The organism is Mucilaginibacter ginkgonis, assembly GCF_009754905.2.
Taxonomy (GTDB): domain Bacteria; phylum Bacteroidota; class Bacteroidia; order Sphingobacteriales; family Sphingobacteriaceae; genus Mucilaginibacter; species Mucilaginibacter ginkgonis.
On the sequence record NZ_CP066775.1, the window covers coordinates 3,423,815 to 3,437,976 of the forward strand.

General features: G+C 45.7%; 13 protein-coding genes. 6 read left to right on the plus strand and 7 right to left on the minus strand.

The window, feature by feature from the left end; translation table 11 throughout:
- Both GO620_RS15855 and GO620_RS15860 read right to left on the minus strand, forming a co-directional pair.
- The gene (locus GO620_RS15855; protein ID WP_157524739.1) at window positions 1–1,395 is read right to left on the minus strand and encodes a hypothetical protein; all 1,395 of its coding nucleotides are present in this window, start codon (window positions 1,393–1,395) and stop codon (window positions 1–3) included.
- 11 nt (window positions 1,396–1,406) lie between these two features.
- Complete coding sequence (locus tag GO620_RS15860) at window positions 1,407–4,214, minus strand: TonB-dependent receptor (RefSeq protein WP_157524741.1); 2,808 nt, start codon at window positions 4,212–4,214, stop codon at window positions 1,407–1,409.
- Between the two features lie 209 nt (window positions 4,215–4,423).
- Here GO620_RS15860 and GO620_RS15865 point away from each other — a divergent pair, with 209 nt between their 5' ends.
- Complete coding sequence (locus GO620_RS15865; RefSeq protein WP_157524743.1) at window positions 4,424–4,897, plus strand: DUF4920 domain-containing protein; 474 nt, start codon at window positions 4,424–4,426, stop codon at window positions 4,895–4,897.
- Window positions 4,898–5,146: 249 nt separating this feature from the next.
- On the opposite strand, the gene rmuC is transcribed toward GO620_RS15865, so the two are convergent.
- The 5 genes from rmuC to GO620_RS15890 all read right to left on the minus strand — a co-directional run bounded on the left by rmuC (window position 5,147) and on the right by GO620_RS15890 (window position 10,392).
- A complete protein-coding gene (gene rmuC / locus GO620_RS15870) occupies window positions 5,147–6,511 on the minus strand; it encodes a DNA recombination protein RmuC (RefSeq protein ID WP_157524745.1) in 1,365 nt (454 codons plus the stop codon).
- A 344-nt stretch (window positions 6,512–6,855) separates the two neighbouring features.
- On the minus strand, window positions 6,856–7,107 hold the full coding sequence (locus GO620_RS15875; protein WP_157524747.1) for a hypothetical protein: 252 nt from the start codon (window positions 7,105–7,107) through the stop codon (window positions 6,856–6,858).
- Between the two features lie 44 nt (window positions 7,108–7,151).
- Complete coding sequence (locus tag GO620_RS15880) at window positions 7,152–7,673, minus strand: gliding motility lipoprotein GldH (RefSeq protein WP_244139426.1); 522 nt, start codon at window positions 7,671–7,673, stop codon at window positions 7,152–7,154.
- A gap of 71 nt (window positions 7,674–7,744) precedes the next feature.
- Window positions 7,745–9,250, minus strand: a complete 1,506-nt coding sequence (locus GO620_RS15885) for a PSP1 domain-containing protein (RefSeq protein WP_157524749.1) — start codon at window positions 9,248–9,250, stop codon at window positions 7,745–7,747.
- Between the two features lie 2 nt (window positions 9,251–9,252).
- Entirely contained in the window at window positions 9,253–10,392 is a 1,140-nt protein-coding gene (locus tag GO620_RS15890) for a DNA polymerase III subunit (RefSeq protein ID WP_157524751.1), read from the minus strand.
- A gap of 142 nt (window positions 10,393–10,534) precedes the next feature.
- Here GO620_RS15890 and ruvX point away from each other — a divergent pair, with 142 nt between their 5' ends.
- The 5 genes from ruvX (at window position 10,535) to GO620_RS15915 (ending at window position 14,132) form a co-directional block, all read left to right on the plus strand.
- Window positions 10,535–10,951: a Holliday junction resolvase RuvX gene (ruvX, locus tag GO620_RS15895; protein WP_157524753.1), complete on the plus strand. Its 417-nt coding sequence runs from the start codon at window positions 10,535–10,537 to the stop codon at window positions 10,949–10,951.
- Window positions 10,952–11,057: 106 nt separating this feature from the next.
- Window positions 11,058–11,696 carry an O-methyltransferase gene (locus tag GO620_RS15900; protein ID WP_157524755.1) on the plus strand — a complete coding sequence of 213 codons (639 nt, stop codon included), beginning with the start codon at window positions 11,058–11,060 and terminating at the stop codon, window positions 11,694–11,696.
- Between the two features lie 3 nt (window positions 11,697–11,699).
- Complete coding sequence (locus tag GO620_RS15905; protein ID WP_157524757.1) at window positions 11,700–12,227, plus strand: glucosaminidase domain-containing protein; 528 nt, start codon at window positions 11,700–11,702, stop codon at window positions 12,225–12,227.
- A 173-nt stretch (window positions 12,228–12,400) separates the two neighbouring features.
- The gene (locus GO620_RS15910) at window positions 12,401–13,315 is read left to right on the plus strand and encodes a glucosaminidase domain-containing protein (RefSeq protein ID WP_244139427.1); all 915 of its coding nucleotides are present in this window, start codon (window positions 12,401–12,403) and stop codon (window positions 13,313–13,315) included.
- 58 nt (window positions 13,316–13,373) lie between these two features.
- The gene (locus tag GO620_RS15915; RefSeq protein ID WP_157524759.1) at window positions 13,374–14,132 is read left to right on the plus strand and encodes a hypothetical protein; all 759 of its coding nucleotides are present in this window, start codon (window positions 13,374–13,376) and stop codon (window positions 14,130–14,132) included.
- Window positions 14,133–14,162 lie beyond the last annotated feature (30 nt).

Consider the following 14,162-nt stretch of genomic DNA (forward strand, 5'->3'; position numbering starts at 1 on the left):
TTAGTGCTGATTGCCGGTACCGTCATTTTGGTAAGCGCCAATGTCTTTACCCGGAGCGGTGATGGTTGTACCATAAATACCTGTTGTAGTTACAGAGCCAAGCGGTGTAAAATCTGTTTTACCTTTACCAATTTCGGGCGAGCTGCCTTGCAACTTAAAGTTGCCGGTGTTAATGGCAATTAAAGAATAAGGCTGCAGGTTGGCAACAATTGGGCCCGGGTTAGCTGTAAAGTTATAGGTGTTTACATCGTAACCATAGAACATTGGGTTGTTGGCTTGTGGTGTGGTTGATAGAATATCGCCTGACTGTTTAACGCCTATGCCGTCCACAGAATAAAACTGAGCAGCAATAGCAGCAGAGTACGCGTAAAAACCGGTATTGTTGTAAGCAACGTTTGGCACGTCGGCGTCACTGGTAATGCGGATGCCAAAGCGGCAGTTAACGATCAGGTTATTATATATCTTTCCGCGTGCGGCTTTTTCATAATTGATAGAACCACCACGGCCTGTCTTAGTCTGGCGGAAACCACAATTAACCATGGTGTTGTTGTACATATTTACATTACATTGTACACCTGTAGTGCCCGCGTCTGATGCTTTTAAAGCGTTTGTTGCAGCGCCAATACACATGTTATAAGCAAGGTCGCCAACAGTACCGCTTTTCATGTTAAAAAACTCGCCGCCTACACCGCCGCAAAGTTCAAAGGTGTTACGCATAATAGACACTTTACCACCAGACACACGGATGTTATCATCCTTCGCGCCAAAGAACCAGGAATCCTCAATGATCAGGTTTTTGGTAATGTTCGCGAAATACATGTTATAACGTGGCGAGCCGGTTGCGTAAAAAGACTGATCATCAGCGCTGCCAGCGTTCGCGCCTGCAAATTCGATATGCGTCCACTTGATGATCGCGTCGCCACCCTGCGGGTTAGGTTTCGATGCAGTCGCTGCGGCAGGGGTACAAGTTATACCGCCCCACCAGCCAAATAAGGCGTTATCATACTTTTGAGCGGCAGCCTCGGCGTGCAATGTTGCTGCATTTTTAGTGGTAATGAAGTTCGGATTATCAGAAGTACCTAAGCTGATGAATGTGCCGTGCATAAATATCTCGGGCGAAGTAGCCGGGGTAAGGCCATCGCCAATAGCGATAAGGTGCACCCCATCTTGCAACAAAAGGGTATCACCATCATTAACAGTGATATCGCTTTTAAAGTAATAGGTTTTGTTTTTAAGCAATGTGCCTTTAATGGTACCTTTTAAGGTATCAGAAGTGATGGCGTTTGCCGTAGATACCAACGCCGGAGAGATGTTTACTAACTCGGCCTTGTGGCATGCGCTGAATGCTAAACCCAGGGTTAGCACAGCGATAATGTAAAGTAAATTCTTTTTCATGTTGTTAACTCTTAAAGTTTATAGTGTACCCCAAGTATGTAGTATTGCTGATAGGTGTCTTTACGAACAAATGTGTTCTTACCTGCCGATTGTAACTCAATTGCCTGGCCGGTAGTGCCTGCAGGGCCTAGCGGCGGATAAGGTTGTTTAATAAATAGCTCGAAAGGTGTGTTGGTTAAGTTGGTAGCCTTAGCGTAAATAGAGAAGTGTTTGGTGATCCTCTTCTCGGCAGAAACGTCGAGCGTTACAAAACCTTTTTGCCATACATCATTATCCAGGTAAGGTGAAACGCTGTTGATGCGTTCGCCTGTGTAAACCGCCGATACCTGCGCGTCTAAACCGCTTTTGGTGTCTTTGTACAGGAATGACAGGTTGCCTATATTTTTAGACTGGCCTTGCAGAGGGCGGGTTTGGTCAACTAAACGGAATGTATTATTACCGTTAGCGTCTTTAAATTTCTGCTGTTTGCTTGTAGTAATATCAGATTGGGTAAAAGCATAGTTCGCGCGTACCCCGAAGTGGCGGATATACTTGGTCACATCTAATTCAAAACCGTAATTATTTGCGTTACCGAAGTTGCCAGGCTGTAATACGTAATCAAGGCCGGTACCCGGTTTTACCAATGAGTATTCAATTGGGTTTGAAATGCGTTTATAAAACACACCTGCAAGGAACTGGTCTAAACCTTTAGGGAAAAACTCATAACGGATGTCGTAGTTATCAGCCGTAGCGCGTTTCAATGAGGGGTTGCCAACTTCCTGGTAATCCGCGTCGGGGTCGCCGGTTGTGTGCGGCACTAACTCATATGGGTTAGGGCGGCTTATGGCAGAGTAGTAAGACGCGCGAAGGTTTTGGCGGCTGTCTATCATGTATTTCAAGTTTAAGCTTGGTAATACATCATAATAACTGATAGAACCTGTTTTGCCCGCTTGCGTAACCGGAAGTCCGTCAACAAAATTCTGACTGGTATGCTCATAACGAGCGCCACCTATAGCCTGCAATTTGCCAACCTGGAATTTGAATTGGGCGTAAGCGCCGCCGATATTTTCGGTGAAATTGTAGTTCAGCGCGTCTGACGCCGTTCCTTGTAAACTTGATACCGCGAATGTATTTGCATCTATGTTACCGTTATAAGTTTGGGTAGAGTTGCTTAGCGGCAAGCCTAAAGTATATTGGTCATAGGTACTGTTGCGGGTTTTGTTACGATACATCCCGCCGAAAGTGAAATCAACAACAGTGTTGCCGATTTTCGGCGAGTAAACTAAATTCAGGAAGCCGCTTTTGTCCTGGTCTGTGTTATAAGCAAAGGTTTGCGTTTGACCCTTTAACGCGTCGATCGTTGTGGGCTGCTGCAATACAGAGCCGTTCGCCTGTAATGTACGGCCGGTAATGAGCGCCAGCGAATACCTGTTTTCGATATTGGTCGCCTTTGAATAAATACCGGTGTAATTAATGGCCAAATTATCGGTTAGCTTATGCTCGCCATGCAAAGAGAAATTGTAGATCTTTTGCACGTTACGGATACTGCGGGGCGCCTCTGTAACACGGCCCTGACCAATCCCTGTGCGAGCCAGGTTTAGGCTGGTATCAGAAGAATAACGGTACTGGTTTTGTGCCAGATTAATAAATGCACCGTCGAAAATCAATTTGTTACGGTTATTAAAACGGTAGTCTAAACGGGCTATGGCGCTTGTGCGTTCTTGCTGGGTGCTGTAACGACGCGCGATGATATCTGTCAAGACAGGGGCGTTTGTTACCGGGTCAACATCGCCCTGGAAGAATACGCCACGTGTATCTTTGTTTACATCCTGATAGCTTAGCGATACCAATGCACCGAATTTTTTATCGGCAGAACGGCCACCTATACTTAGGCTGCCTATGGCGCCTATGGGTAATTTAGAGGTGCTAAACCGCTGACCAGCGTTTGAGAAATCACCAATATTAGCATTGTAATTGTCGCCGTTTAAAATACGTGGCGAGCGATATGTATTGCTGTTAGCGCCAAATTTCGTGAAACCACGGTCAATATTGCTTTGTGCAAGGCCAACGCCCAAATTAGCGCGAACGGTGAAATCTTCGGGGGCTTCTTTTAGTACCAGGTTAATGCCACCGGCAATAGCGTCGCCTTCCATGCCTGGGGTTAGCGATTTGTTTACTTCCAGGCGGTCAATAATGTCGGCCGGGAAGATATCTAGCGGTACGTAACGGTTCTTATTATCCGGGCTCGGGATCTTAAAACCGTTGATCAACGTATAGGTATACCGTTTCTCCATACCGCGGATGATGGCGTACTGGCCTTCACCGTTGTTGCTGCGCTGAATGGAAACGCCCGATACACGCTGGGTAACGTTGGCAACCGTAATATCCGGCGATACTTCGATACTGCGCGCGGATACCGCGTTCAGCATCTGGTCAGAGCGTTGTTCTACCCGTCGGGCAGATTGGTCTGAGCCGCCGGCAGCACGTCCTCTAATACTTACTTCTGTAAGCTCGCGGCTCTTAACCCCAAGGTTTAAGGTTACGGTAGCAGTTTCATTGTCTCTTACAGTTACGTGTTTGCTCTCGTCTTTGTAAGACACATAGTGCGCTTCAACTTCATAACTGCCCGCGCTAAGATTGCGGAAAACAAAGCTTCCGTCAAGGCCAACGCTGGTTGAGATCTTTTTTCCGGTCGATTCATTTTTAACGGAGATAGTAGCACCAATCAGGGGTTCTCCGTTTTTTTGGTCGATCACGCTACCTTTAATAACTCCCTGGGCAAACGCCTGAGTTACAGTAGCTAGTAGTAATAAAATTAGTAGGGGGTAAATACGTTTCATAAGGGCGTTTAATACCCGCAAAGAAACGCTGCACGTATATGCTCATAATAAACAGTGTGTTAACCAATTATAAATTATAGATAAGATTGCCGGACAATTAAGAGCGGTAGGTTACATAAAAAAAACATGGAATTAACATTTTGGAAACAAGTGTCTGTTTGACGCATTAAAATGTAAAAACGATTTAAATGGCTTGTTGTTAACCGCATATGAATTTGAAAAATACTTTTCTCATCCTTTTCATCATATTTCTGGCAAACTGCGCATTTGCGCAGCACCATACACCGTTGCCTCATGGGATGGTTTTTGGCACTAAGCCATCTGTAACAGGCGGCATGCCAGCTGATAAAATTGAAACTTTTATGGGTAAGCGCACACGCACAACAACAGTCATCATAGGCAAGATATTGAACGTGGCCAAAAGTGCAGGGGGCTGGTTTGATATGGACGCGGGGAACGGCAAAGTTATCGCGGCCCATTTTAAAGATGCGAACGTAAACCTGCCAAAAGATATTAAAGGGCGCGAAGTGATCATTGAGGGCGTAGCTCAAAAAGATTTTATAGCAGACGACCTGCAGCACATGGCTGGTGACACAGTGCGTGGTAAACAACAGCACCACAATAAAACCGACCCAAAGCGACGTTTAACTTTTGAAGTTAAAGGGTTGATGGTGAATAGATGACTTATAAAGTTTGTCATTTCGACGAGGCACGAGGAGAAATCTTCGTCCCTAGTGTAGCGCGAAAGTGTATTAAGCAGAAGATCTCTTCACTAAATTTGTCATTCAACGAGGCACGAGGAGCAATCTTCTTCTGTAATATAGCGCGAAAATGTATTAAGCAGAAGATCTCTCACTGCGTTCGAGATGACAAATTTTTACTATCAGAGCCATTGTTGGTGTTGTCACCAACAATGAAACTTACAAAGCCAATTACTCCGCTTCCTCAATCAGATACTTGCTATCGATCTGTTTATTCGTTTTAGCACCAAGGTTTTTAATCCTTTCAGCAGTACTTGTCAAGTTGCCGCGACCGGTTGATAATTTCTTCACGGCCTCGTCGTAATTGTCTTGTGCTGTTCTTATACCTCGTCCAACAATTTCAAAGTCCTTTAAAAACCCGGCAAACTTATCGTACATATCGCCGCTTAAGCGGGCAATTTCCATCACATTATGGTTTTGGTGCTCTTGTTTCCACATCCCGGCAATGGTACGCAAGGTTGCCAATAGGGTAGACGGGCTAACTATTACTACCCTGCGCTCCCAAGCATCGGTAAACAGGTCGGCATCTACCTGTATTGCAAAACTGAATGACGATTCGATCGGCACAAAGAGCAACACAAAGTCGGGCGAATTGACTTTATCCAAGCCATGGTAATTTTTGTCTGACAAATTGCGCACGTGGCCACGCAGCGATTCTACATGTGCGCGGGCAAATAGCTTACGGTCATCATCAGTTTCACAATTCACCAGTTTCTCATAGGCAATGAGGGAAACTTTTGAGTCGATGACAAGGTGCTTATTGTCGGGCAGGTCAATGATAGCGTCGGGCTGATATCGGCTGCCATCTGCCGATTGGTGCGCCGCCTGCAGCCGGTATTCGCGGTCCTTGGTCAGGCCCGAGCGTTCCAGAACTTTCTCGAGAATAAACTCGCCCCAGTTACCTTGCTTTTTGTTATCGCCTTTAAGTGCTTTGGTTAAATTGCTGGCTTCATTGCTGATCTGTCGGTTCAGCTCCATCAATTTATTGATCTCGCCTTTCAGGATATTCCGCTCGGCGGCTTCAACATTGTAAACCTTCTCAACCTTCTCTTCAAAGGCTTTTAAATTTTGCTTCAGGGGACTGAGGACGTTATCCAGGTTTAGGCGGTTAGCATCTGTAAACTCCTTTGATTTTTCCTTTAACAGTTTTTCTGCAATGTTTTCAAACTCGCGCTGAAAGTGCAGACGTGTGTTTTCTACTTCGGCTTTTTGTTCCTGCAGTTTTTCTTGTTGAGCCTGTTGTGTAGCCTCTGCGCGCTCAATGGCTTGCAATGCTTGCGCAAGTTTTGAACGTTCGTTACTCAAGTCTGCTATAAGGCTGCTCTTCTCGTTTTCAAAACGCCCTTCATTCTTTATAAGCTCATTTTGAAAAGCAGTTGCCTTTTCCTCTGCCCGGGCCAGCGCGATCTGAAGGTTATTGTTATCGGCAATTAAACGGCTCGCTTCGTCCTTATCAGAACCCTTGGCAGATCGCAGCATAAGGATTATCCCCGCTACCAAAACCAAAGCCGCAACAATTAGTATGGTCACATCCATTTGATAATAAAATTAGCAAACGAATGTAGTTATAAATCGTACTTAATAAAAATTTTAGGAATCGTTCAGGCATACAGGATTTTATATCACTCTGCAAGCGTCCACTTTTGTCTGTAAAGATTTTGTAGCCTAACGGTTGCAGGAGCCGCACATGGCGATGGGGTGGCGATAGTATGGCGATGAACGCAAGTAATATGACTTATAAGTCAAATTTGTAGTCGACAAAACCAGTAACGTAGTTGTATATCATTGATTATAAGCGAGTTGCAATTGCTACTTAACATAACAAATAGCCGCCCCTATGGCGATGGCCACCCGTACATGTGCTGCCAAAATGGTAGTGTTTATGGTTTCTTTTTTACCGCGGTATCAACAGTTGGTTCTGTGGTAGATTTGCCGGTTTTGCTGGTATCCGTACCAACGCTCGACGCTCCTATTGATGCGCTGCTGCCACCTGCCCCGCCGTTATTTGAGGGGCCCGAATAGCCGTGGCTCGCGCTTGAATCGCGGGTTGCGCCGCCTGTTTTATTACTGCCGTTGCAAGCGGTGGCAGTTATTGTAATTACGGCAGAAGCGATTATCAGCAGCTTTTTCATGGCAGTTTATTTCAAAAGACAACAGCCATTTACGGAAAACAGTTTTACTTTATTTTCTCGACACGCAAGCCCACATCGCTTACCTCGCGTAACGGATTATCGCGCATGTTCTGCTCTATCTCTATATGGTAAATACCTTTTGCAGGGAATTTGTATTGGGGCAGAAACAGTTTTTGGTAATTGTAAATATTGCCTGTGCCTTTGCCAAGCCACTCGCCATCGGGGTTGGCCAATTTAAATTCATAACGGACAACACTTTTCTTGCCATCCGGTCCGCGCTGACTTACAAGCGTAAAAAGGTTTGCGTATTTGTAATCGCCGGTTACCCGCAAGTTCAGGTACAGGTTATAACGGGCATCAGCATCGGTAATGTTTACATCGTATTTGATCTTATTGACATAAGACCAGTTGCGATTGCTTATTTCTTTGGTTTGATCTATAACCACGTTTGGATCGGTGCAGCCTGAAAGGAACCCTGTCATTGACAATAATATGATTGCTAAAGATTTGCAAGGAATAAAGGTCATGCCGAACTTGTTTCGGCATCCCATTCTTAGGTCTTCCATATTCTTATCTCGATAACATTACTTGTATATCTGGTGGGATCCCGAAACGAGTTCGGGATGACGAAAGTAATTTAATTGCTTGCAGGCGGTGTGCCGCCGCCCCCCGGCCTTGGCCTATTACGGTTGCCGCGATGCCTGCGGTTGTTATTTCGTCGGTTATTATTGCTCCCTTCTGCGCGTTCGCCCCCTTGCTGCTGACCTGCATTTAGCTGGCGTGGCTGTTGGTTAGGGTTTTCGTCGCCCCGGCGTTGCTGTTGTTGATTACGGTTATTTCCGCCGCCTTGCTGTCCGCCGCCTTGCTGACGCGGTTGCTGATTTGCTTCGCCATCCGCCGGGCGTTGGTCGCGCTGTTGGTTGCGGTTATCTGCGCGCCGTTCGTTATTACCACCGCGCTGGTTTCGGTCATTACGCTGGCCGTCGCGGGGCTGGTTGTTGCCCGGCTTGCCATTGCGGTTGTTGTTGTTATTCTTATTGCGGTTACGGTTGCGATCATCCAGGCGGGTAAGGCTATCCTGGCCAACCACATTTTCGTAATCAAATACTTTAACGGCTGCTTTCTCTTCCAGCTGAACAGGCTCGCCCAGATCTTCGGGCAACTCGCCTTCTTTATTCATCCGCTGAATTTCTTTTACCCTATCAATATGCAAGGGAATCCAATCCTCGCCGCCCGGGTAAGTAAACCACATCAGCTTTTTAAAGATATCTGTCTTTTGCAGGCGGGCATCGCCTTTCTTAGTTTTCAGGTAATTTACATTATCAGGGATGTACTTTAGCGCATCCATGTAAGTATCTAACTCATAGTTTAAACAGCACTTTAGCTTACCGCATTGCCCTGCAAGTTTCAGGGTATTAAGCGACAGGTTTTGATAGCGTGCCGCGGATGTAGATACCGTTTTAAAATCGGTAAGCCAGGTAGAGCAGCACAACTCGCGGCCGCATGATCCGATACCACCCAAACGGCTTGCTTCCTGGCGCATACCTATCTGGCGCATCTCTATCCGTATGCGGAATGCCTCTGCCATACGTTTGATCAGCTCACGAAAGTCCACCCGGCCTTCGGCAGTATAATAAAACGTTGCCTTTGATTTATCGCCCTGGTAGTCAACGTCGCTCAGCTTCATTTGCAAGCCAAGTTCTAAAGCCAATTTGCGTGCCCGGTGCATGGTTTCCCACTCCAGGTCTTTAGCCGCTTTCCATTTATCAACGTCGGCAGGGGTAGCTTTACGGAGTATCTTTTTAGAAACGCTTTCTTCGCTAACGCGGCGTTTAACCATTTGCATGCGCACCAGTTCGCCGGTCACAGAAACGTGGCCCACATCGAAGCCGCCGGTTGGCGTTTCGGTCACCACCAGTTCGCCGTTTTCCAGGTAAGTGTTGTCGGTATTTAAATAGAAATCCTTGCGTGACCCTTTGAATTTGATCTCGACAATAGGAAAGGCTTTATATGCTGATGGCATATCCATGTTAGACAGCCAATCGTAAACATCCAGTTTGCTGCAGCCATTGGTGAGGCATGAGCCGTTACTTTTGCACCCTGCAGGCGTACAACCGCCTGTTGAGCAACTTCCACATCCCATATTTAGGTTATATATTGAGTCCCTTTCGGGAGCGATTTAAAATGTAAGCACTTTACAATCTGTAAAGATACATCTAAAAATAAGATTTTTGGATTAGCGTTTCTTTCGATGTGATAATGCGCCTTTTCCAATTCTTTAGTGATAGCCGCAGCCGCGTCGACAGAAATAACTTTCGCCATTTTTTGTGCCGTATCTAATTCTTCTGCCGGCAGGTGCACTAATTTTTCGCCACCGGTTTGCAACAGGCAACACTCACGCAAAAAGCTGACGCCGTAACGCAAGAAGTTCTTTTGGTTTTCGCGGCCAAGTTTTGCCATCTGATCGACCAGTTTTATCATCTCTAAACCCTTGTTGGCAAAGCATAAACGCAACCACTGTAAAAATAAGGTGTGGTGGTTATCGTCATGGCTTTGCAGCGATTGGATAGCCTCTGTAAGGTTTCCATTACTCAGGTAAGCTGCCTGTTCTGCCAATCCCTGCGGCTGACCGTTCTCTACGAGATAATCTTTAACCTCGCCGTAGCTTAAGCAAGGGATCTTTATCAGTTGCGTACGGGACAGGATAGTATTCAATATCTGGTCTTGGTTTTGGGCAACCAGCAAGAACAAGGTATTTGGCTGGGGCTCCTCTATGATCTTCAGCAGTGAGTTGCCGGTTTTATCCAGGTACTCGGGCAACCACAGGATCAGTATCTTGTATTGCGACTCGAACGGCTTAAAACTTAATTTCTTGATGATCTGATGGCACTCGGCAATATTGATGTTGGCTTGCTTGTTCTCGGCATCCAGGTATCCCCGCCAGATATCCAGATTAAGATACGGATTGGCTAAAAAAGCTTCGCGCCATTGCTCGATGAAAGTAATAGCCGTATCCTCTTTATGTTTGGCAAAAAACGGGTAAGAAAAATGCAGGTCGGGGTGTACCAGTTTCTGGTATTTGCGGCACGAATTGCATACCCCGCATGAGTCGCCAGGCTGGCGGTCTTCGCACGATAAATATTGCGCGTACGCTACGGCCAGCGACAAAGCGCCCGCACCTTCGGGACCTAAAAATAGCTGCGCATGGCTTACCCGGTTCTCTGTAACCGAATTAATTAAACGTTGTTTAATTGCATCCTGACCGACTATTTCTTTGAACTGCATTGGTGCAAGGTAGCAAATAGAGCCAAGAATCAAGAGCCGGGAACCAAGACAAAAATTAGTTTACGATACAATGGTTGTTTATCTTTGATAGCATGCCGATAGCTATCTCAAATCTCACATCTCAAATCTCATATCTTCTCTAATGAGAGTAATGGCATTTGATTACGGCACAAAGCGCATAGGCATAGCGGTGACAGACCCGCTGCAGATGATAGCCAACGGATTGGATACCATTCACCCAAATCAGATCATTGATTTTTTGAAGCGGTACCTGCAAACAGAGCAGGTAGAAACCTTTGTCGTGGGCGATCCGAAACAAATGGATGGCACACCCTCACAGTCGGCGCCACATGTTAAGGGATTTGTGAATTTATTAAAGAAAACCTTCCCCGATATTCCGGTGCAAATGTTCGACGAACGCTTTACCTCTAAAATGGCATCGGCAGCGATATTGCAAAGCGGCATCAATAAAAAAGCCCGGCAGAACAAGGCGCTGGTGGATAATATTTCGGCGACGATATTGCTGCAGGGGTGGTTGGAGAGGAAAGCATATTTATAGAGATCTCTTCCGAGCCTCTCCAAAGGAGAGGGAGTTGAACGCTGTCCCAAAATAAATTAAAGCCCTCTCCTTTGAAGCAGGCGGGACGGGGCTTTATCTTTGTAGGATGGAAATCCTCGATCTAAATCTTCAAAACTATCTTGATAACCATTGTGACGCTGAACCTGAGGCTTTGCAGACCATCAACCGCGAAACGTATGTGAAGGTGCTTAAGCCGCACATGCTGTCGGGCCATTACCAGGGCAGGCTGCTAAGTATGCTGAGTAAAATGATGCAGCCCGAAAGAATTTTAGAAATCGGAACATATACCGGTTACTCGGCTATTTGCCTGGCTGAAGGGCTTGCAGAAAACGGCGTTTTAGATACGATAGAGGCGAATGCGGAGATGGAACCGCTGATCCGTAAGAACTTTGAACTGGCCAAAACCGGCGACAAGATAAGGCTGCACATGGGCGAAGCGCTGCCCAGGATTTTGAAATTCGAAGACAATTTGTTTAACTTTGTTTTTATCGACGCCGATAAGAAGAACAATATCAACTACTTTGAAAGCGTTATACCAAAAGTAAAACCGGCAGGTTTAATTATAATTGATAACGTTCTGTGGAAGGGAAAGGTGTATGGCGAAGCAAATGATGCCGATACACAAAATATCCGCAAACTGAATGACCTGGTAGCCAAAGACACAAGGGTAGAGAAGCTGATACTTCCTGTCCGCGATGGCATACTGCTCATTCGAAAAAAGTAAATTATGAAGAAAATCTTACTGTTTGTATTTCTATTAGTAACCTCATTTGGCGCTTTCGCGCAAAAAAACACTTCACAGTCATACATTCAAAAGTTTAAGGATAATGCGGTGCGCATTATGCATGAAAGTGGTGTGCCTGCAAGTATCGTGTTGGCAATTGCCATGCATGAGAGTGGTAATGGTAACAGCAAAATTGCCCGTACCATGAATAATCACTTCGGCATGAAGGGTAAAAGCCAGGCCTCACTTGTAGGTAAAAAGAAGATCCATTCGTCATACAAGCAGTATGATTCTGACGACGACTCTTTTGCAGACTTTGCCCGTGTAATGACACAGCGTAAGCAATTTAGCCACCTGGCCGATAAATTTACCCATTATGATTATTTAGGTTGGGTTAAAGGCATACAACACAGTGGTTATGCTGCGAGCCGTAAATGGGGTGCGCAGGTTTTAGGTTTGATTCGCAAGTATAACCTTAACGACTACGATGAGAAGCCGGAAGCAGAGCAGCCGGCTAAGAACGTGGAGTAAGAGCCACCTAACTCCCTAAAGGGGGAACATAGCTTGCTATTATAACACAATGTCATTTTGACGAAGTATGAGGAGAAATCTTCTGAAAATGCTTAGGCTGCTTTAGAAGATCTCTCACCATGTTCGAGATGACATTTTTTGTTTTTAATTTGCCGGGGCGTGATTTTCAATAAATGGATTTATCTATAAAACATACTTCCCCTTCAGGGGGTTGGGGGGTTGCAGTTATTTGTCTCTTTCTCCTCTTCACCTCCTGCTCGTCGCACCGCAAACTGGTGCATACCAACAGGCCAAATTATCCATCGGCAGAGCCTCCTGTGGCCGATAACTTTGCCGAAAAGAATAATGAGCGCATCCGTGAGCAAGCCGAAAAGCCAAGCGGCGGCTATATTACTTATACCGCCCTGCAGTATATCGACCGCTTTAAGACCATCGCCATTCAGGAGATGAACCAATATGGCATACCCGCAAGTATTACACTGGCACAAGGCCTGTTTGAATCGGGTAATGGTAATGGCGACCTGGCCCGTTATGCAAATAACCATTTCGGTATTAAATGCACTACCGACTGGAAAGGAGAAGGCTACTATAAAGATGACGATCAGCATAACGATTGTTTCCGGGTATACAAAAACCCCGAATCTTCTTTCCGCGATCATTCAGAATTTTTACAACGAAAGCGTTACGCGCACTTGTTCGAGCTAGACAAAAACGACTACATAGGCTGGGCGCAAGGTTTAAAAGATGCCGGGTATGCAACCAACCCAAACTATCCAAAGCTGATCACCAACATTATCCAGAAATACAACCTCGACGCGTACGACCGTCCGGAAGGTGAGATCCAAAAGATAAGACGCGAAGACCGTGTGCTTAGCCAGATCAACAACAATATCGGCAAGGCTGCCAAAGATTCCATCGCTACAGCCAATGCGCCATTGCCTGCCAACAAAGTTTACACAGTTGTAGCAGGAGATACACTATACAACATTTCCCGCCGTTTTGGTGTTACAATTGATCAGCTAAAAGCATTGAATAACATGACCGATAACAATATCAAACTCGGTCAAAAGCTGGTGGTAGCGCCATAGCCTGTTAATTATTGTTAAAAGCTGATAACGTTTTACCCCATTATAGTAGCTTAGTGCCGTGAGAAAATACGTTCTTCTGTTTTGTGTTCTGTGCTGTGTTTTTAAGGCCCTTGCGCAGGATAAGCAGATAGATGGCATTATATATGATACCGACACCAAGGGTCGTATCGCGCTGGTGAACATCACAAATCTTCGTACAAAAACAGCTGTCTATAACAGTCTTAAAGCAGAATTTCATATTGTTGCCCGTCCCGGCGATAAACTTGCATTTTTCAAAACTAACTACGTTACCGATACGGTAACGGTAAAAAGCTACGGCCCTTTATTGGTTTTTCTGAAGCCTAACAGTATTATGCTGAAACAGGTAGACATATTTGATACCATGGCATCGCCCAAGCAGCGATTAGCTGCTACCAAAAAGGAGTACAATAAGGTTTACGGCTCCCTGGATACGCACGATTATCTGAATGTATCGCCTTATGGCGGAGCGGGTATAGGTATTGACGCGATTTGGAATGCCTTGAGCCGCAGCGGCAGAAACGCGGCCCATCTGCGAACAATCATTGAGCGCGATTACCACGACAATTTAGTTGATTATCGGTTTACCAAAACACTGGTGGCTAATGTGACCGGCTTAAAGGAGCCCCGCCTTACCGACTTTATGCAAAAATACCGCCCGAGTTATTACTTAACCATGAGCGCCAACGATTACGACTATATACAAGCTATCAAGATAAATTACCGCAGGTATCAGCGTAACCCGCGCGCGTTCACGCTGCCTAAATTAGTAACCCCACAACCTGCGCCAAAACCCTGAAGTTTGAATTTAACTTTTAATAAAACCTGT